This window comes from Paenibacillus sp. FSL R5-0517, from assembly GCF_037974355.1.
Classification (GTDB): domain Bacteria; phylum Bacillota; class Bacilli; order Paenibacillales; family Paenibacillaceae; genus Paenibacillus.
Window position 1 is genome coordinate 6,334,700 of the sequence record NZ_CP150235.1, and the last position, 20,175, is coordinate 6,354,874.

The 20,175-nt window shown below is 49.7% G+C and carries 11 protein-coding genes; all 11 read right to left on the reverse strand.

Annotated elements, in window-relative coordinates; translation table 11 throughout:
- Nucleotides 1-2 precede the first annotated feature (2 nt).
- Nucleotides 3-2,066, reverse strand: a complete 2,064-nt coding sequence (locus tag MKX40_RS28320; protein WP_339238331.1) for a molybdopterin oxidoreductase family protein — start codon at nucleotides 2,064-2,066, stop codon at nucleotides 3-5.
- Between the two features lie 440 nt (nucleotides 2,067-2,506).
- On the reverse strand, nucleotides 2,507-3,358 hold the full coding sequence (locus MKX40_RS28325; protein ID WP_339238333.1) for a formate/nitrite transporter family protein: 852 nt from the start codon (nucleotides 3,356-3,358) through the stop codon (nucleotides 2,507-2,509).
- A gap of 372 nt (nucleotides 3,359-3,730) precedes the next feature.
- Nucleotides 3,731-5,092, reverse strand: a complete 1,362-nt coding sequence (locus tag MKX40_RS28330; RefSeq protein ID WP_091012820.1) for an FAD-dependent oxidoreductase — start codon at nucleotides 5,090-5,092, stop codon at nucleotides 3,731-3,733.
- A gap of 500 nt (nucleotides 5,093-5,592) precedes the next feature.
- Nucleotides 5,593-6,072 carry a glutathione peroxidase gene (locus MKX40_RS28335; protein WP_339238335.1) on the reverse strand — a complete coding sequence of 160 codons (480 nt, stop codon included), beginning with the start codon at nucleotides 6,070-6,072 and terminating at the stop codon, nucleotides 5,593-5,595.
- A 239-nt stretch (nucleotides 6,073-6,311) separates the two neighbouring features.
- Entirely contained in the window at nucleotides 6,312-7,196 is an 885-nt protein-coding gene (locus tag MKX40_RS28340) for an ABC transporter ATP-binding protein (RefSeq protein ID WP_339238337.1), read from the reverse strand.
- A gap of 487 nt (nucleotides 7,197-7,683) precedes the next feature.
- Complete coding sequence (locus MKX40_RS28345; RefSeq protein ID WP_339238339.1) at nucleotides 7,684-10,947, reverse strand: hypothetical protein; 3,264 nt, start codon at nucleotides 10,945-10,947, stop codon at nucleotides 7,684-7,686.
- Nucleotides 10,944-12,203 carry a hypothetical protein gene (locus MKX40_RS28350; RefSeq protein ID WP_339238341.1) on the reverse strand — a complete coding sequence of 420 codons (1,260 nt, stop codon included), beginning with the start codon at nucleotides 12,201-12,203 and terminating at the stop codon, nucleotides 10,944-10,946. Before MKX40_RS28350 ends, MKX40_RS28345 begins: the two co-directional genes overlap by 4 nt.
- A gap of 90 nt (nucleotides 12,204-12,293) precedes the next feature.
- The gene (locus MKX40_RS28355) at nucleotides 12,294-12,941 is read right to left on the reverse strand and encodes a beta-mannanase (protein ID WP_339238343.1); all 648 of its coding nucleotides are present in this window, start codon (nucleotides 12,939-12,941) and stop codon (nucleotides 12,294-12,296) included.
- Nucleotides 12,942-12,960: 19 nt separating this feature from the next.
- Nucleotides 12,961-14,244 (reverse strand): vWA domain-containing protein, encoded by a 1,284-nt coding sequence (locus tag MKX40_RS28360; RefSeq protein ID WP_339238345.1) that lies wholly within the window; start codon nucleotides 14,242-14,244, stop codon nucleotides 12,961-12,963.
- An 86-nt stretch (nucleotides 14,245-14,330) separates the two neighbouring features.
- Complete coding sequence (locus tag MKX40_RS28365) at nucleotides 14,331-16,766, reverse strand: transcription initiation factor TFIID (RefSeq protein WP_339238347.1); 2,436 nt, start codon at nucleotides 16,764-16,766, stop codon at nucleotides 14,331-14,333.
- Nucleotides 16,767-16,780: 14 nt separating this feature from the next.
- The gene (locus MKX40_RS28370; protein ID WP_339238349.1) at nucleotides 16,781-20,170 is read right to left on the reverse strand and encodes a tubulin-like doman-containing protein; all 3,390 of its coding nucleotides are present in this window, start codon (nucleotides 20,168-20,170) and stop codon (nucleotides 16,781-16,783) included.
- Nucleotides 20,171-20,175 lie beyond the last annotated feature (5 nt).

The window sequence follows — 20,175 nt, forward strand, 5'->3', positions numbered from 1 at the left end:
ACTCATTGACGCTTCACTTCGACAGTGGCCGAGAAGAAGGTAGCCCCGTTGCCCATGTCCGACAAGCGATTGGACGTCAGTGAATTCGCTCGCTGCTTCTTGCCGTCACCATCCCACCATAAGCCTTGGCTGATGACGGTTCCCGGCAGCATGGCTTCACTCACCTTGGCGGTAAGTTCGATACGCCCACGATCATTCCATACGACTACTGCATCTCCATCCTCCACGTTTCTGCGGCTAGCGTCCTCAGGATGCATTTGCAAAAGAGGCATCTTTTCCAAACGCTGGTGTTTGGCTGAATTGCCAAAGGTGGAGTTCAGGAAATTATGGTTCGGCGGTGATAGGAACATCAGCGGATACGTATCGGCAGGTCCAGCCGGATTCTCCCCATCATATCCTTCAATCAGAGCGCTATAGGTAGGGAGCGGCGGAAGCCCTCGCTGTTCCATCGTCTCCGAATACAATTCAATTTTCCCTGAAGGCGTAGGCAGCTGATCCAGAAATGCAGCATGTGACGACATATCCAGCTTCACGAATCGGTGTTCCTTCAGTTCTTCCAACGTGACTCCATTCATGTAGGGGTTGCCTGTGCCCTGAAGTGCGTCCTCAATCATCTGTTCCGGCGTTTCTCCGAAGATTGCGGGATCGTACCCCATGGCCTGCCCAAGCAGAGAAAACAGTTCCACATTGCTCTTGCTCTCTCCAATCGGTGCAATCACCGGCTCTTGCAGATGAACATACTGATGCCAATAGGAGGCATACAGGTCCGTCGCTTCAAATGAAGAGGTGGCCGGCAACAAGATATCTGCATATTTTGCCGTATCCGTCATGAACAGATCATGCACAACCGTGAACAGATCTTCCCTTGCAAAACCTCGCTCCACTCGTTCGGTATCCGGTGCCACCACCAGTGGGTTGCTGCAGTAGACCATCATGGCCCGGATCGGCTGCTCCGCTTCCAGCATCGCTTCACCAATCCGGTTCATGTTCACCACTCGCGGCTCCGGATTCTGCCGCAGTTCCGGACGTTCCAGCGCATCGCTATTCGTGCTCGCGTAGCTGTTGGTACGCACGGCACCGCCGCCTTGCTTCAGCCATTGCCCTGTAATGGCAGGCAGACAAGCTACGCTACGCACATTCATGCCCCCATTATCATGGTGCTGGAGGCCATTGCCGATGTGAATATGGGCTGCCTGTGCGTTACCATACATTTCGGCCAGCTTCACAATGGTCTCCTCCGGCACACCAGTAATGCGCGCAACGCGTTCAGGGGTGTAACTGCGGACATGATCACGTAGTGCCTCGTGTCCTACCGTATACTCTTGCATAAATGCTTCATCCGTCAGTCCCCGTTCAAACAGCACATGCATCAATCCGAGCGCCAGTGCGCTGTCTGTGCCCGGGTACAGCGGAATAAACCAGTCTCCCCATTGAGCGGTACGATTGCGATGAACGTCGATTACGACGATCTGGGCGCCCTTCTTGCGTGCTTTCTCCGCCAAAACGACCTGGTGCATATTCGTACTGACGATATTGCCGCCCCATACCAGAATAAGATCTGCATGCTCCGTATCTTCTGGCACCGTTCCATGGTTGGCGCCCATCGTATATTTCCAGCCCGTATTTCCGGCGGCATTACAGATCGTCTGCTCCAGCACACTTGCACCTAGTGCATTGAAGAACCGTCGATCCATGCCGTCTACGCCGAGAATGCCCATGTTACCGTAGAAGCTGTAGGGCAGGATGCTCTCCGATCCGTAGGTCTCGGACAATGCAGTGAACTTGGTCGTAATCTCCCTGATTGCTTCATCCCAACTGATTCGTTCGAACTTGCCTTCACCCTTGGCTCCAACACGTCTCATCGGATATTGCAGACGCTCGGGGTGATATACCCGCTCCGTCATATTTCTAACTTTATTACAAATGGCACCCTTGGTTATCGGATGGTCCGGATTGCCTGCCACCTTCACAATTTTACCGTTCTCTTTATGTAGTAACAGACCACAAGTGTCTGGACAATCGAGCGGGCATACCGCTGCAAATACCCCATTCTCCTGATCGATCATCGTATGGCTCCCCCTCTTCAAAAGCTATCCCTATATCATATCTTCTTCGAGGTTATCACGTAAAGAGAGCAGTATTTTTTTGCTTCATATTCACCGCTATAGCGGCTTCAAAATATTTTTAAAAAAATGTTATGCCAATTGATTCAACTTCAGAATTCAGGGGTAAATTAAAAACAAGGCATTAGGCTAGTGTTTCCCCACTTCCTCCTCATGCCATATCATGGACCACTCCCGAAATTCGCCATGAACAGGTTTCGTTCCCCCGAACCTTTTCATGGCGAATTTATTTTGCGTTAAAATCGAACAAAGACACCACAAAAAAGACTCCGACCTGCTCCTTCACAGCATCTTCGCCATGAAACGGAGCAAGATCAGAATCCTCTTCACTTCTAAGTGATATGAAGCACAAGTTTCGGGTCGTGCATTGTAATGTTATTCCGCTACGCCTGCTTGCTCAACATCACTCTAGCCTCCGTCTCCACAGGTTCAATTGACGTCGCTACCTCTGGTTTCACTTTAGGCTCAGCTTGGCGCAGGTACACCACCCAATAGGCTGCAGCTACAAACAGAGCACCTCCAGTCAGATTCCCAAGCCATACCGGAATGAAATTCATTACATATTGGCCCCACGAATAATGCCCTTCAAAGATTGCCGCAGGGATAAGGAACATATTAGCCACAACGTGCTGGAATCCAATGGCCACAAACGCCATCGTTGGAAACCAAATGCCCAGTACCTTGCCACTCATCGTATCCGATGCATAAGATAGCCACACGGCCAACGCGACCAACCAGTTACAGCCGATACCGGAGATAAAAGCCTGCAGGAATCCGTCATGCAACTTGTGACCAGCCATATCCACCACTTTAGCCAGATATACCCCCTCTCCAGTCAGACCAAGCACATGTCCAAACGCGTACGCGACAAACAAAGCTCCAACAAAGTTACCAATCGTCACTAATGTTAGATTTTTCAACATGCTACCTACGGATAACTTTCGAGCAATCGTCGCGAGCGGAACAGCCATCATGTTACCTGTCAGCAGCTCTCCACCACCTATGAGTACTAGCATCAATCCAACCGGGAACACCGCCGCACCGATCAGATTAACCAAGCTTCCCCACTCTGCCGGCGCAGATGCAATCACCCGAATATCCAGTAGAAAACCCAGCGCAATAAAAGCACCTGCCAGAAAACTAAGCACCAGTACAGAAGACACCGGATTTTGAGCCTTCTTCATGCCTGTTTGCGCCGTATATTGAGCAACCTCAAGAGGTGTTTTTGCTGCCATATCATTCATCCTCTCCTTCATTGTTCTTCGTGGAATAAAACACCTGAACTTCTTTGTTGATACGTTGAATGCCATATCTCAATTGTATATGGGTCTAGCACGAAACTTTGTGCAAATTATCACAATGTAATTTAAAAATATGCTTTTAAGATCGTCTTCGAAGTTATGACAGCAAGAGTATATTAAGGTCTATTTTTTAAAAAAAATCACAAAAAGACTGACGATATACTCGCCAGTCTTCCTTTTCCTTTATGATCGTCTGCCTTGCTTCGTAAGCTCGGCAGTTATTGTACATGTCGCATTTTCGGACAACCCTGACTTATCTTCGTATGTCGTCTGTCATGCTCACTGCTTAGCATGGATTCTGCTTGCTTACACCATTGCTGGTGCTTTTACTTCTATTGGAGGCAGTGCTTGCAGACCCGCCGTGTTCAGGAAGTTCCACGGTTTGTTGTAGTGTGGCTGGAAGAAGAAGTCGATGAAGGCCAGCTCATCTACGGTCATATTGTTTTGGATGCAGACCGAGATCGTATTAATCGATTGGGTCAGATCAACCTGAGACATCACCTGTGCTCCAACGATCCGACGAGTAGCCTGCTCATATACCACTTTGAGCAACAGTTTCTCCGCCGTTGGCATGAACTCCGGACGATAGCTGTCTTCCAGTACTACCGACTCCACAATCAGACCTTCGTCAGCAGCAGACGTTTCCGTCATCCCCGTACCAGCAATATTTTGCTCATATATTTTGATACCCGATGTTCCTTGTGTACCCATATACGGTGTCGTAGGACGAACCAGGTTACGGGCTACAAGTGTACCCATCCGCACGGCGTTGGTTGCCAGTGGAATGTAAGATGCTTTGCCTGTCGGGTTGTAATGAATAGCACAGCTGTCACCCGCAGCGAAGACGTCTTTTTGACTCGTTTGCATATATTTATCCACGATGATTGCGCCGTTTGGCAGCATATCCACTTGGCCTTTGAGCAGCTCGGTATTTGGACGGAAACCAATGCATAGAATCACCAGATCGGTTTCGAACTCTCCTTTGGACGTGATCACCTTGGTCACTTTGCCATTCTCTCCAGTAAACTTCTGTACCGTTTGACCAAGAGCCAGCTTGATGCCGCGTCCAGTCAGCGTATCTTCAATTGCATCTGTGAACTCAGGATCCAGGTATTTGTTCAAAATCCGGTCCACACTGTCGATCAGGGTAACTTCCTTGCCATTCATCTGGAAAGCTTCCACCAATTCAACGCCGATATATCCGGCACCTACAACGGTAACACGTTTGGCATCTTTGGCTTTTTCAATAATTGTGTTGGAATGATTGTAGTTTTTGCAAAGTAAAATGTTGTCCATCTCAATGCCTTCAAGCTTCGGAACGACAGGCCATGAACCAGTGGTCACGATCAGTTTGTCAAACGTATCTTCAAATTCTTCCCCGGTTTGCAGGTTTTTAGCCTGAAGGGTATGGCCTTTGGCATCAACTGCTGTAACTTCATGAAGCATCTTGGTCTCAACACCAAGCTCTGCCAACTGATTAGGCGAAGAATAGAACAAGCCGTCAGGATCTTTCACAACCCCACCTACGTAGAGCGCAATGCCACAAGATAGGAAGGAGATGTTGTCATTGCGCTCATACACGGTGATGGTAGCATCCGGGTACAATTTAGCGGTATTTACGATGGCTGCGGTCCCTGCATGTGTACATCCGATAACTGCGATTTTCATTAAAAGTTCCTCCTCGAAATATATAAATGAGTTTGAATATAACGTTATTATAGTTGTGAAATATTTCACTTCCTGTTCGAGACTGTGTATGTGATTTATTTCACTTTATACACTTATTATAATGTGATCTTTTTCACATTGCAATAGGTTGAGCAAAAAAAAATTGTCGAAGGAGGTCACTCGCTTTATTTTAAGCCTTTCTTCCCTTCATTGTATTGATTTCATTGTCCCCGAATTTAGGTCTATTTATGCTATGCGAATGGCTTCCGCAACTCCTTGTCGTTCAATGTTTGTCGTACTCTGCGTGGTTCCTGTCTCGCTTGACGTCCCCCTGATGAGAGCTGCAGGAAATATCCCCTATGCTGCTCTGCTGCTCCTGCCCATTCTCCACACCCGATATGATTAAAACGGATGTTCTCCCTCAACAAGCCACGTATATAAAATAATCAAAGAAGCCTGTCCTTGCACATGCAAGGACAGGCTTCTCAAACAATCATGGTTTAACCGAGCAATTTCTCAATATCTGCGATCATTGTCTCCGGAGATTCTTTCGGTTCAACACGACCGACCACTTCACCTTCACGGTTAACAAGGAACTTGGTAAAGTTCCATTGGATGTCGCTCGTTTCACCTGCGCCAGGTTGTTGCTCCTTGAGGTATTGGAACAGGGGATGTGTATCCTCACCATTCACATCTACCTTGGCAAACACCGGGAAATTCACACCATAGTTAATTTGGCAAAATGACTCGGCTTCCTCGCTTGTACCTGGCTCCTGCCCTCCAAACTGGTTACAAGGGAAACCCAGTACAACGAGACCCTGATCGCGATAACGATCATAGAGTTTTTGCAATTCACCGTATTGCGGAGTAAGTCCACACTTGCTAGCTGTATTGGCAATGATCAATACCTTACCTTGATACAGATCCAGTGAGACTTCCTGGTTCGCGGTGGTTACCGCTTGATATGAATATACGGACATGACTGATTCCTCCCATGACAAGTGTTGGTTTGGGCTGCTCCGAGCACGTTAATATAACCAATGAACATACAGCCTATCTTATTATTATAAACCTGATCCGATGTGATTACCAAATTCCGGGTCTGGACGTTCCCCTTCGCTCCCATGCGTTGCAAATTCCCCATGAACGCAAAAGAGCCGCCTGCGATAGCGCATAGCGGCTTCATTCTATAATGTAAGGACCACATATGGCCCATTTGTTAACTTCCTAACGCTTGAACGCGCTGTTCTGTCCGTCCTCCAGCATGAACCATTGCACTGTTCATAACCATCTGCTCCGGTTGTTTCGGTTGCTGGCGTTCGCCTGCAAGTGCGTAGGGCAAGCAGAGTGGTACACCGGAACGCGGATCAATCACGATATCTGCTTCAATGTTGAATACTTCACGAAGCACATCCGAGTTCATGACTTCCACAGGTGAACCCTGAGCAATGGCTTTACCTTTTTTGATACCAATCATGTGATGTGCATAACGGGAAGCATGATTCAAGTCATGTACAACCATAACAATGGTACGGTTAGCTGTGGCATTCAGCTGCTCAAGCAGTTGCAGTACTTCAAGCTGGTGAGCCATATCCAGGAACGTTGTTGGCTCGTCCAGGAACAGGATATCCGTCTCTTGAGCAAGTGCCATGGCAATCCAGGCACGCTGACGCTGTCCACCGGACAGTTGATCAATCGGACGATCGTGGAACTCTGTCATACCTGTCACTTCAATCGCCCATTCAATCATGCGTTTGTCTTCCGCCCGCATGGAGCCAAATCCTTTTTGATAAGGAAATCGACCATACGATACCAGTTCAGTAACGGTAAGTCCTTCAGGAGCGGTTGGATTCTGTGGCAAAATCGCAAGTTGCTTGGCAACTTCACGCGTGGATTGTTTATGGATGGACTTCCCGTCGAGTAATACATTACCTGCTTTTGGTGACATAATACGTGCCATCGTTTTCAGGATGGTTGACTTCCCTGATCCATTGGCTCCAACAAGTGCTGTAATTTTTCCTTGGGGAATCTGAATATTCAGATCCTCTACAATTAGTCTTTCCTCATAAGCGATATCCAGCTTGGTCGTCTCCAGACGAAACATGCGATCATCCCTCTCTCATTTATCCCGATTATGTAATCCGGCTATGACAACGAAAACGAAATTATAATTCTGTGTATTTCCGACGCAAATATCTTCTACACTAAAGATACTGATAATCATTATCATTTGTCAACATGAAAATGCAAATCTTCTGCTTGTTCCAAGCTTAATTTGGACCTTTTTAAGCAAATTGGAGTGGTTCTTTACGTTTACATATGAGAGCTTTTCTCATTCATCACGCGCTTTTCATCACTTCTGCTTATCTCCCAGGCACTTGAATCATTGATTTTGTGTCCGAATTGTGAATGTATCAATTTTTTGTCGTGCGATTGCTGCATCTGGGGTGTGGATCAAAAAAAGATGACCTTGAAATCTAAAGTTCAAGGTCATCCCACATACACGTTTAATAAGATATGAAGTCAGCATATTTCAATATTTGATCAAAAGGTACTCAATGAATCTATGCAACAGGGCCAAATAAAATAACTTACAGCTTCGGCTGCGGCATCAATTGGATGACGGTCATCCCGCCCAGCGTACTCTGCACACTGGCAATACTCTCAGCATCAAGATCTGCTGGAAGATCAATCTGCAATCCATACGGATAGAGACGATCTGCATCTCCAATAGACATCTGTGCAGGATTGGTCGCATTCTCTTCATTGGATACGGATGTGTCAGGTGATGTGGAACCTGTAGTAGCTTGATCTACATCGGTGCCTTGATCCGTGCCTCCACTCGCAGCATTAGACGATGCATTCGTCCCTGTATCCGTTGTTGTATCATTAGCAGGATCTGAAGTGTTATCACCCAATGTTGATGGGTCCGCCTGCTGATCGCCATCCTCCGCCTGCTCGTTGTTCCCAGCGGTTCCCGCTGACGACCCATCCGTGCTTCCTTCGGAAGTACTTCCTGAACTACCATCAGAAGGCTCTTGGTTATCCGGCTCTTCATTCCGATTAAAGCTCTCCCACTTGCCTGTGGTATCCAGCTCCTGGGTACTGCCATCTTTCATTGTCAATTGGAGTTTGCCTTGCTCAAACTCAGTGCTTCCCGTATCGTTTCTGAAACGGATCACCAGTTGAGCAGGTGATTGGGTACCCTCCTGTTCACTGGGAGGAATTATATAAGCAATCTGCTCCGCGAGCTGTACCTCGGGTTCAGCCGGTATGGCAGGCTCCTGGGTAGATGGAGGAGATGCCGCTGGCGGCTCTACAGAATCTTTCATCCATGCATATGTACCGCCAGCAATACCCAGAACCAGGATCAAGAGAAGCAATCCAAACAGATTCTTCCTTTTGCCTGTTAGCATCCTCATCAATGTGGATGACAATTCTGTCTTGGCACGGTCATAGACCGGCTTCATTGCCTTGTTCGCTCTCGCATAATACGGTTTGAAAGCCGACTTCGACTTGAAAGCTTCACGGTCATGGGCCTTGAAATAGGCCACAAGGGCATCCGCATATCCTTTATGCGTATTGGAACCCCGAACAAACATACGTTGATCTCCTGACCATTCGAAAAATGGATACAGCCCTTCAACACGACTTGCATTGGTGCGGACGAACTCAATCAGGCCAGGATAATCCAGTCGGTTGCTACCGCTTCCGCCCCGATAAAAAGCCATCGGCAACGCTTCATAGGCCGCGATCCCCGGATGCGCCTGAAGCTCCACAGCAAGCCAGCGACGTGTCCAGCGTTGAAGATCATTGCGTTCCGGGAGAGAAAGTGCCTCCAATGCCTCATCTTCATTTCCCTCGCCACTAAGCCACGCTCTCGCAGCCAGCATCATGTTCGTTCGAGCAGATACATCAGCGCCCTGACGTGCTGCCCAATCCCGAACCTCATTGCCATGTTGCAATATATCAATGCTGAGTAGCTGCTCACGGTTAACCCGTTCCAGATCCAGATCCTGAATCATAAACAGGTTAATGACATAAGCAAGCTTGTCTGCCAGGCGGGTTAACTCCTCCTGATATGCCGGATCTTGACTGACAGACAGAGGTGCTCCTTTTCGATTAGGGCGGGCTGTAGATTCAGACTGACCAATCCGTGCCGTAATACCTTTATCATACATACCTTCAGCTGGTACCTGATCCAGTATGCTAACGCGCTGGAGTGCTTCATTCGCGGATTGCACCGGACTCGGTGCAGAACATAACCGTTCACGCAGCTCACTGGTTGTCCGCTCCAGCAAGTAGCTGTAATGAATCGCAGATGGATGAGCTGTAACCCATCTTCGGATCACTTCCACGACATTCCCTGCCGATTCGGTACGTTTCAGCTGATTGTCCAGATAAGGATCGAACAATAACTTGGTGAGCGATTCATTGGCCAGCACTTTATCAAAGAAAGCCCGATTCAGCTGGGTATCCCGATCCAACACAGCATACAATTCCTGCACCGCACGCATACGCTTCTGGGCTCGGGCATTATTGACACCGTATATGAAATAGTCCACTATCCAGGATTGCACCACAGGCGCGGCAACACGGAAGTATTCTCCAATGCGAGCAGCAACCGCTTCTTCGGGTACGTTCTCACGCTTCACGCTGTCCAGTTCCCGGCTGAGCAAGGTCAGGAACAGCTCGTTCAGACGGGAACGCTGCCGTGTTCCACCTTCCGGCTTCAGATAGGTCAACAAACCACTCAGAACATGACTTTTGTTATCCAAGTACAGATCTTCCCTGCCTTGTTCAAGACTATAGAACACCGCGAGTTCGCCATAGGCTTCGATGGAAAGCTCCCGTCCAGGTTCCATGCCAGACAACATCTCGTCTGCAAATGTATAGAACGCATCCGCAGCACCCGGTTGCTGCAATAAGGCCCAGGCGAATTCCGCATAAGGTAACTTCGCCACAGATGCATCCGCATGCGTCACTCTGCCGGATACCATATCAAAGGTGAAGTCCTTCTCCGTATTTCGGTCTTTCGGACGTAACGTCCCCCGCTCTACAAATTGGATATGGATGCCCTTCTTGGCCTGCGGCTCCTTGGCAAACGTCATGAATCCCAACTGCCGCCGGAATGCGTATGGTAACGCTGTGTACAGCAAACGCAGCAATCCTTTGGCCCCTGCGGTGACTTCTTCTGCGGGAAGGTCCAGTGCAATGTATACTTTTCTGCGTGTCGCTACAGACTGCATTACCGCGTAAAGCAGTCGCTTGAACAGCACTTCGTTCATCTTCAAGGCGTTCAGCATCTGGTTTGGCGATGAATCTGCACTCAGACTGGCACCAGGCTGAGCCCATCCTTCTTGTCCAGCAGCTGCATCTCTTGCCGCGCCCTGTCCACTTCCAAGTGATGTAGGCAATTCAGCAAGCGTAGGCAGTACTGTACCTTGTTCGATGTCATAGGACGTGGCGAACATGGCATCCAGCCAGCCGCCTTGCTTCATCTGCTCTTCCGAGCGCTCAGGAGACAAGACGTAGTTATGAGCAAAAAAGGCACTGCGCAGCCCCGTGAAATCCGCAGACTGGTACACATTTTGCCCAAGGATCGTCTCTCCACTTTCCAGATGAAGCAGGTGAATGGAAGCCGGAAACTTTGTCTCGTCCTTCTCGCTACGGCCTGTTAGCTCCGCCGGAGCGTCATAGACACAGTAGGGGTGAAGCACTTTTTTGATAAAAGAAGGGTCCAGTCCCGGCGATGCCGCAACCGTATCAAACCCCTCTGTTGTGCGAAACACCCCGCGCCGCTCTCGGGTATACAACTGTTGTTCAATGGGCGGGGTTACGGAAGAACGCATCATCCCACTCTCCCCTCAATGTACTTCAGCTTGTACAACAGCCACAGGAAGGGTTCATCCACGCGGATCGGGCTAACCACACCCTGCAATTTCATATCCACCGGATTGCTGCCCAGCGCAGATACGGCGAAATAGGCTGTATCCTTGAAGTACACATCCATCGTGCCCTTGAACGGACGATCCACCTTCTCGATAAAACGGCGGATCTCTCCGTCGATATTCTCGAACTCAGTTAAGTCGAAATAATCGCGGTGCACCATGTTGCGAAAGACGTTACTGTTCGATTTGATATAATCCCCCTCTTCATCCTTGAGGGAATGCAGCATGTCGCTTTTCGTGAGTACCACGGCTGTTGGAATATTCGTCTTGGCTTTGTCCTGATACGCGATAAAATCTCCAAACATCGTGAGCACCACGTCGCGCGGCTCATCGTATCGCGGTGTCCACTCACCCGGCTCGTTGCCGAGATTAATGCGGATTTTGTCCCGAATCGAACGAATCTGAAGCGGGTCCACCATAAACAGGATACCTGCCGAGTTTTTGATGTGCTGCCCGTGAAGTCCAAGATAATCCTGCTCCACCATACCTTCACCCGCAACGTCAAAGAACACCAGTGTTAGCGGCGCTTTATCTTCGTCCTTGAACACAAACTGGAAGATAAACGGCTCCTGCAGCTTTTCCTTCTGTGTGGAATCCAGCAGATCGCCCCGTTCGAACAACGGTTCTTCATAATCCGCACGGAACCGGCGGCTGATCTCCGCATTCAGAGGCATGCAAGCCGCGTCAAAATGATCCGCTGTATAATGCTGCAATGTATGAATTAATGAAGTCATGTAGACGGATTTGCCCACTTGGGATGCACCGATAATGGAAATGATATTGCTGGGTGCTTTACCTGCCGTAACAGGTAGCTCGTTATGACATTGCGGGCACAAACGGCGACGTGTAACGACCCCGTACCGATCGTTCAGACCCATCACGATATTATCGGAATAAATCCGATGTTCCTCCGGTACATCATGCGGTGCCAATACCGCCTCCATATCAAATACCGTATCGAGTCCGAATCGTTCGCGATACCGATTCAACTTTGCATCTTCCCCGAGTGCGTAGTCCTCATCATCATCGCGGTGATGGGCGGCGCGGAACACCACCTCTTCCGGTGAAAACTTGCTGAAACAATAAGGACAGACAATATCGTAAAACAGCGGGCGTTCCTCCGGCTGTTGTCTCTTCAAAAACCGACTAAAAAAGCTCATAGCCACTCCCCTCCCCTAATCAGTCAGACTAAGATGATTTACAATCGCACTACGATGACAGATTAATCTTCCAATCGCTAGTCCAACGATCTAGTCTGATATAAGCCGATAGGCGGCTCCATATTTCGGTCCGTCCGTGAAGAATAATCGCACATAATCATCCTTGGCGACTTCAACGGGCGGCATCTCATTTCTTCCGGGAGCAAAATCACTCACAAAAGGATACACCGTACCATCTTCCTTATTCAGCGGCACCCCGCCCTGCTTGCGAACATAACAGAGGGCTTCCTTCGGAACAGGCACCTCCGCTGTGACGGTGATCAATACACTTTTTCGTTTCTGAAAAAAACCGCTCTTGTAGCGAATGGAGAAGCGGATGTCCGCCTTCCCAGCGCTTGCAATCACCATATTGTCTTCATCTCGTTGACGGATCAGCACAGGCCCATCTTCCTGCATCTGACACACATACACCGTGTACTTGATGGCACCAAAACCCGTGATCCGATCCGTGTAACCGTTGCTCGCCTTATATTCCTCTCTTGTGTACAGCTTCAGCTTGCCCTGTGCAGACTCTTCCCCGGTACGATCATCGCTCATCATATCCAGCTCCAGCCGTTCCACATACACAGCTTCAACCCGTTCCGGCCAGAGCCAGCGAAGTGTACAACGCCCTTCGTCCACCGCAAGTGTCAGTTTTCGAATCAAGGGTGTCGAAGGGTCAGCATCCGTAAATCGCATTTCCATTGACCTCCCGACGTTAGAATCCTTTGCTGCGTGAATCTCTTGCTCTCTGACCGAATCCTTCAGCTGAAGAAGTTCCGCCCCCAGCTTCACGGCGTCCCCTGCTCTTCCGCGGCGTGTTCTCCTTGATCGGAACAATCCAGGAGAAGAGGGTCAATACGCCAGATAAGATGAGCATCGCACCAAGTCGTACGAAGGTATCCCCCACGTTTGAACCGTCGAGGCCCCATTCCAGCAGAAGCCCTGCCAGTAGACCCGACACCGCACCACCAATACCAAAGCTGAGCGCGAGATGACGGTTATCGAATACGAGTCCAAGGGATACACCCAATGCTACTCCAATCAGTAACACTGCTGCTACACGGAAAATCGCCAGATAAACGCTATGCTCCATCATACCAGTGCGCTCCGTCACCAGCGTCCGTTCATCAATCGTATCGTAGATCTGCTGGAATGCCAGATTCAGACCGCCGGAATCCGGTACATCATAGTACATGCCACCCGTTTGCTGGGCAATATTACGCAGCAGATCCGTACCCGATGGGTCCACCAGGCTTAGGCCGACTGTATTAATAGAAATCTGTTCATTGGTATACTGGGACAAAATATCGGCCGTATCCGCTTCACTGAAGCCATCGGATAACAAGATGACGACCGTACCGCGTTTCGGGTCCTGTTTGCCCTGAATCTGTTCCATACCTTCCCGCAGCACGGCATCAAAATTGGTGCCGCCTGAAGTCGTGACAATGCCATCAATTTTGCCATAAACCTCGTTCTTGGCCGCTTCACTATCCAGCGCAATAAACGGCTGTAACAACTGTGGCTGGTCATCAAACGTAATCACAGCTACCTGTTTGTCACTCTCCATTTGACTGATCAGTGTCTTGGCTGCTTCAAAGCGTCCGTTATCCGGATCTGTCTCGCTCATGCTGCCCGAGTTATCGATCATCAGTACGATGTCCTTCACTTGCTTCACACCGCCCGGATTGATCTGGTACAGCAATTGCAGCGCGAGTCCAACAACAAACAACAGAGCGAGTGTTGCCGGAACAAGCAATTTCCACGACAGTCCCAGATATCGGAGCTTCCATGAAGCACCATTCAGCTTGGGTGAGATCATCTCTGCGATCAAACAGAACAATCCAACACTAAGCGCCAGTACGCCAAAGTACAAGCCCATCAGCAACAGACGTGGCATCTCCCCAAGCCATTGACGCAGCATGATTTCTCCTGCCGCAAAGCCCACTGCTCCGCCAATCAGGCTGAACAGGACCAGGAGAAGATTGATTTTTCGCTGCATGTCCACATGCATCCTTTCCATACCAGCCTTAAGCAGGCTGAGTTAATACAAGATTGTAGCAGGGTGTCATGACACAGCCAGACGCCTTAACGAATGGGTGACAACTTTTCCACCAGACCTGCGGGGTGAAGTTCATAGCCATTCTCCGTGTACGAGTCATAATATACCTTGCCGTTCCGATACACCATGAGATCCTCCAGATGGAAACCGCCCATCAGATTCAGCTTCTCCACACCACTGCTGCGTTCTTCGTACACCACACCCAGCTTGTAGATGCGTGATGTCTCTTCGGCATGTGCCGCGTAGTCCATGAAAGCACTATGATGGTCACCAAAGAAATACTTCTCTTCATACCGATGTTCCTGCGTATAATCAAATACCCGTACCCGAACGACCGCCTGATCCTCCAGCGTGTGGTACAACCTGCGGAACAGGTCATCCCGGGTCAATACGTCTTTATCTCCGTAAGCAATCGTAACGTTGGCCCGCTGCAACAGCTCTTCTTCAAATGGTAACCGCAACGGCTCGGCTGTAAGCAGCAACGAGTGACATACCTCCATCAGACGTTTGAGCAGACGGTCATCGCCTTCTGTCGCAAGCCGGTTCATATCTCCCATGTAACGATCCTCGAACCATACATCCCGTCCGCGCTTGGCTTCCAGGTCGATGATTAGCTCTTCCGTCACTTTGCCGTAGTACTCCATCACGTTCTGACCGATGTATTCATCCGCAGCGGCGATACTTTGGGCAGCTGTCTCTCGCAGTGTACGTTCCAGCGCTTCAAGTGCCGCTGTGACGTGGCGACTGAATTGGTGAAGCTCTTCCATCTCCGTATCGTAGATGCGCAGCAGTTGTAATTCATTTTCCAGTCGCAGCAATTCTACCTTCGGTACGTACACTCGTTCCAGCATACAGTCAATCAGATTGCGTACATTCTGTTTATCACGGAACAACGCTCGTTTGAACGACTGATCTTCCACCCGCTCTTGCTGACGTTGCTCTAACAGTGCACGTGCCGATTCAAGCTGCATCGATTTATCCCGAATCAGTCCGAGCAGCGCTTCACGTACACTGCCAGGCTCATTATCACTCCAGGCTGCCCACTGGAAGTACCCAACCTCTGGATGCTCCGCGCGGGATTGTTCGGCCTGACGGCGAAGAGAGCCGCCAGAACTGCGCTCGCGCACACGCTCTTCAACAAGTCGGACGACGTTATCACGGAAGTACGCTTCAGCGCCTTGTCCGAACAGCGCTCTCTCCGCTTCACGAAGCGAGAGCGGCTTCAGATCGGAGAAACTGACGTTATGCGTCATGATGCCACTCATGCCACTAACCAGATCTTCACCCGGCAACAGACCTTCAACTTTGCGTTCCACCGAGGCCGCGTCCAGTCCGAAGAAAGCAAGCTTGTCCTTGATGCTCCAATCCGGCTCCTGCCGCATGCGTGCGAGCAGGTACCGATACATGTGATATAAAACCGCCAGTGCTATCGGCTTGTTTGGCCGCCTGATCTCGGCAAAACCCGCACTTGCATAACCATGCTGATCAGAGGTGGTGCGAATATTGTTTTTGAAGGATGTATTGTTGTACGTGTTCGCTCCCGTGCTTGAAACGGTACCCGAGTGATTTACATCCTGCTTCCTGTTCTTCAACAGGCAGATCCGGCAGATGATCTCGGCATTTTCAATCCAGCCACCGGGAACGCCGGTTCCACGCTCATTTTTGTCGGACAACAGATATACGAGATCATACAACGGTGATGCGTGATGTGTAACGGGAATGGAGATCCCATCCTCCGTCACCAACAGATTACCGCTGAACGTGTAGTCCAGCGACTGCATATAATCCAGCTCCCGTAGGAAAGCAAGGCCTGCTGCGCTGGCATATCCAAAGGAATCCACCTGTTCCATCTCACTGACCAATACATGCAGGTCCGTTTGCACCGACTTGAAGGCTTGGGACAAAATGATTTCTGTCAGCTTGGTGAGCTCTGGCAACAATACATTCAATGGATCATCGGCTCTGGTTACCACCGTAACGTAAATCCGATCAAATGACGAGTACAGCCGTCCATATTCGGCAATCCGGTTACTGACCCGCCGAAGGGTACGATTCAGGTCAAAGAGCGCCTGATCCGATTCGTGGAAACTCCGATGCACATCCTTACGCCGTGTTTTGGACGGTCGCCCCGTCTGACCAGCGGACAGAGGCAAGCGGTGACGAGTCACCTGACCATCATCAGACGAGCCACTATTCCTCGTTTCACCCGAATCCGCTTCCTGATCTTCTGTCCCGATCTGAATGTAAACCACACCGTCTCCGTTATCCCATTTCAGCCGATTAATCTCCTGCACGGCAGTCACCGCAGGTGCAACCAGATCACCCACAAACAGGAACAGCGCCGGGTAATGGATACTGCTACGTCCATCACCCAGGCTGCCTTGACGCTCCTGCTCTATTGCATACTGCGCTGCATACTTCTCCAGATCACGCTTCAGGGTATTGTTCGAATGGAACTCCATCCCGGCCGCCACCCTTACTTCAGCCTTCTGCGAATGTCGTTCAGCTTGGACGACATCGTTCTGTAGAACTGATAGATGTCTTCACCGTTAGCCAGTTCTACCCGCTCGTATTCGAGACGATCACGCGATTCCATGAACAGTGCAGCCAGATCATCCAGCTTTGTCAGCAGTGGGGTGATATCCTCAGAAGCTGTAAGATCGTTATCGCGGCGGGACGCTTTGCGCAGCAATGTACTGCGATCCTTCTCCGCCAGACCGCGGAAGTTGCCAAACACTTCATACTCGGCAAAGTTACGGCTCTTCATCAGGTTCGCGAACGGCTCCCATGCGTCTTCTTCCGGGTCACGGTCGTAGACGTAGAGTGCACCTTTTTTGACGATGGTGTCAGTATATAACGCTTCGATGAAGCGGTCATACCATTGCTCCTCGTCCTGGTACTGGGCAAGAATGCCTTCGAGTTCGGCGACTTTGGCCGAGATGGCATTCATCTTCGCCAGTTCCTCACGTACGCGCGCGATCAGCTGCGGGGAGCGTACCAGGTTTTCTTTGGCCATATCTTCATTAATACTTCCGAAAATATCCTTAACGCCTACACGCGGCAACCCTTCGGATTGCAGACGTTTCAGCTCAATTACGGCCCGCTTCACTTCGCCGAGGTTCGGCGTGGTGGACGTCAGACGCATGTCGTAGGCTCCCAGTTTGGCAGACAAGTCAAACGCTTCTGTCGTCACAATCGCATACCGGTTGCTTGTATTCTCATCAATGGATTTGGCTGTCACAATGTTGTATCCGAGCGCCTGCTCGAATTCACTGCGCACACGGGCGTTATACTGCTTCACGCGGGCGTTCTCGTACACATCTCCCCATGATTTCTCCGGAATCGGAGACGGCAGATAGGTCCAGTTGTTTTTCTCCGTTTGCACCAAGTGACGACCAATGCCTTCTTTGTCCAAAATGGTACGTTCATAACTTTCCTCATATACCTTGAGCGGTGTATACACAAAGAGTGGTACGCCGTTGCGGGTATTCAGCCAGAAGATCCGGTTGCGCACTTCACTTTCCTTGACGGTAAAATGAGATTTGCCTACAGCATTGTTCTGATAATTGCGAATCCCTTTCAGAATGCCCGGCGCCTGTGCCGGTACGGATACAAATCCCCATGAAGGGAAATGCAGACTGCCTGTACTGTTGCTCAGATTGAACACCGGAACGGCCTCATCATCCAGCTTACCAGCAATGAAACGTTCCACGAATTTCTCAACCGACTCATCCTGACCGTATTTGATCACGAGGAAATCTTCCATGGAACGGGTAATCAGATCACCGAATTTCTCACTCAGGAAGTCGGAGATGGAGCTGACGATATCAATCTCGTTCTCTTTCACCCACTGGCTGGAGTTTTCCAGCAATTCACGAGAGAAGTCGCGGATCAGATCATCTGTATCACGCTTATCCAACAGCCCGTCCACCACACTGACGATATCCGGTACACTTACGACGTTCCAGTAGTATGTCTTGTTGCCTTTGTGATCGGATTGTTCCTCGCCGCGTGTCAGCAGGTCGCCATTCTTCGCGAATATCGAGCTAAGGGCGTTCAACGTCTCGGTAAATACGTTATAAATGCGGCTGTTTTCCTGATTCAGCAACTCATACAGATCTTCATAGAACTCGATCATCTGATCGTTGCGTTCCACGTCGGCGTGAAGCCAGTACTCATGAATTTTTGCTTCAATATAAGCATTCTTTTTCTTCTCTTTGGAGACAAAAGCGCTCTTCGCATCGCCCAGCTTCTCTTCGGACTGCTCCTGAGCTGCTTCAATATCACGCGGAATGCGGAAGGCATTCTCACGCAGGGTTTCGATGTACGACTGAATCATTTTCAGTACACAGAACCCTTTTTCCGTATAAATGAGACGAGATACATAGAACGGACCTTGTTCGGGATGCAAAAACATTCGACGGATCTGTTCGGTAAACTGACCAGCAATCTCACCCGGCAGTTGTTTCTTCGCCTTGATATATTCTTCACGGGCACGTGCCAGGAAGTTCTGTTCCAGTTCGGTGTCCATATTCACAACCTGGGATTTCACCACGTTGCCATAGGATAGGCGTTCGCTGTTCTGATAACCAGGCAGCGGCTCTGGCACACGCGCTTCGAAGGACTTGACCACACTTTCGAGATCAATGCCCAGCTTGCGGGCAAACTTCTCGGTATCCTCCTGGTTCGGCGCTTTGGAGAACATGGTATTCATTTTGTCGAACATGCGATACGCCAGATACGTGGTCATCTCTTCAATCGGCAGTACAGCCGAAGAGGCACCAATGATGTTGTAATCATAGTTGGCCGGGTACACCTTGTTCATCTGTGCAATGTTGGTTCGAATATTGCTGATATAGTCATGGATGGCGAACTCCTCACCCGACTGCTTCTCCTCACTTGCCATGAAGTTGGTAATGTTCTCGGCCGTGACGTTCATGCAGTAATCGTAGGCGTTCTCCAGCAGTTTGCCTTCGGTATTCGTTGCAGAGATCAAATGACACAGGTTAAATGGAGGCAGTGGTGAGTTGACGGTTAAAATATTGCCGTACTTCTGTGTAAACCGCTCACCGCGGCTGTCCACGTTCATCCAATAATCCAGCTCTTTGAGTGCCGCATATCCGTTCTTGCGAATGTATTCGCGTGTGTGTTCGCTCAAGCTTTTGTTGGACAGGTTCACGTCTGGCGTGAACAGGTAGCCCAGCGTATTCACGCGGTCAATCCCCGCAGAGCCGTGATCCCGTTCGATAATGCCGCGCACGATATAGGAAATATCGAGGAAACAGCCGCTGCCTGTACCGCCGGACAGACCTGTCAGCAGGAACACCATCAGTTTTTTGTTGGTGCCTACGGATAAAGTTTTTATCTTTTTGTCGATGGCCTGAACAACCTGATTAATCTTGGTGAACAAGAGTAGACGTCCAGCCTGACGCACACCTGCAGCGCCATTCATGCCGTCCGTGATGCTCAGTTCGGGAGACAGCCAGTCCGTAATATACGGTTCCAGCACGCTGCGGTTCTGTAGCAGTCCGCCAATCTCGGCATTGGATAGCAAGACGAATTCATTGATCGGATCAAGTCCGATTCCTTTATACTTTTTGGCGCGATCCTGTTCGTTTGTCTCAAAAGCCAAAAATTCCACATTGTCCGGCTTGTCCATTTTTTTCTTGGATACCGGGTCCTGCGGCAGCTTGAAACGACGGTTGATCTGATATTTCAGTCGCAGCAGTGCATCAATTCCCGTTCCTCCCAGACCAATAATCAGAATGGGGTTATCAATGGTATCAACTCTGATCTTCTCACTGACAATGCCTCCGCCAAGTGATACATCCAGTTGCTGAATATGTTCTCTAACAATCGGTTTCATTCCAT

Excerpts from the sequence above, each read along its gene's own strand:
- MKX40_RS28320 (WP_339238331.1), bottom strand. The coding sequence starts at position 2,066 with ATGATCGATCAGGAGAATGGGGTATTTGCAGCGGTATGCCCGCTCGAT.
- MKX40_RS28325 (WP_339238333.1), bottom strand. The coding sequence starts at position 3,358 with ATGGCAGCAAAAACACCTCTTGAGGTTGCTCAATATACGGCGCAAACA.
- MKX40_RS28330 (WP_091012820.1), bottom strand. The coding sequence starts at position 5,092 with ATGAAAATCGCAGTTATCGGATGTACACATGCAGGGACCGCAGCCATC.
- MKX40_RS28335 (WP_339238335.1), bottom strand. The coding sequence starts at position 6,072 with ATGTCCGTATATTCATATCAAGCGGTAACCACCGCGAACCAGGAAGTC.
- MKX40_RS28340 (WP_339238337.1), bottom strand. The coding sequence starts at position 7,196 with ATGTTTCGTCTGGAGACGACCAAGCTGGATATCGCTTATGAGGAAAGA.
- MKX40_RS28345 (WP_339238339.1), bottom strand. The coding sequence starts at position 10,947 with ATGATGCGTTCTTCCGTAACCCCGCCCATTGAACAACAGTTGTATACC.
- MKX40_RS28350 (WP_339238341.1), bottom strand. The coding sequence starts at position 12,203 with ATGAGCTTTTTTAGTCGGTTTTTGAAGAGACAACAGCCGGAGGAACGC.
- MKX40_RS28355 (WP_339238343.1), bottom strand. The coding sequence starts at position 12,941 with ATGCGATTTACGGATGCTGACCCTTCGACACCCTTGATTCGAAAACTG.
- MKX40_RS28360 (WP_339238345.1), bottom strand. The coding sequence starts at position 14,244 with ATGCAGCGAAAAATCAATCTTCTCCTGGTCCTGTTCAGCCTGATTGGC.
- MKX40_RS28365 (WP_339238347.1), bottom strand. The coding sequence starts at position 16,766 with ATGGAGTTCCATTCGAACAATACCCTGAAGCGTGATCTGGAGAAGTAT.
- MKX40_RS28370 (WP_339238349.1), bottom strand. The coding sequence starts at position 20,170 with ATGAAACCGATTGTTAGAGAACATATTCAGCAACTGGATGTATCACTT.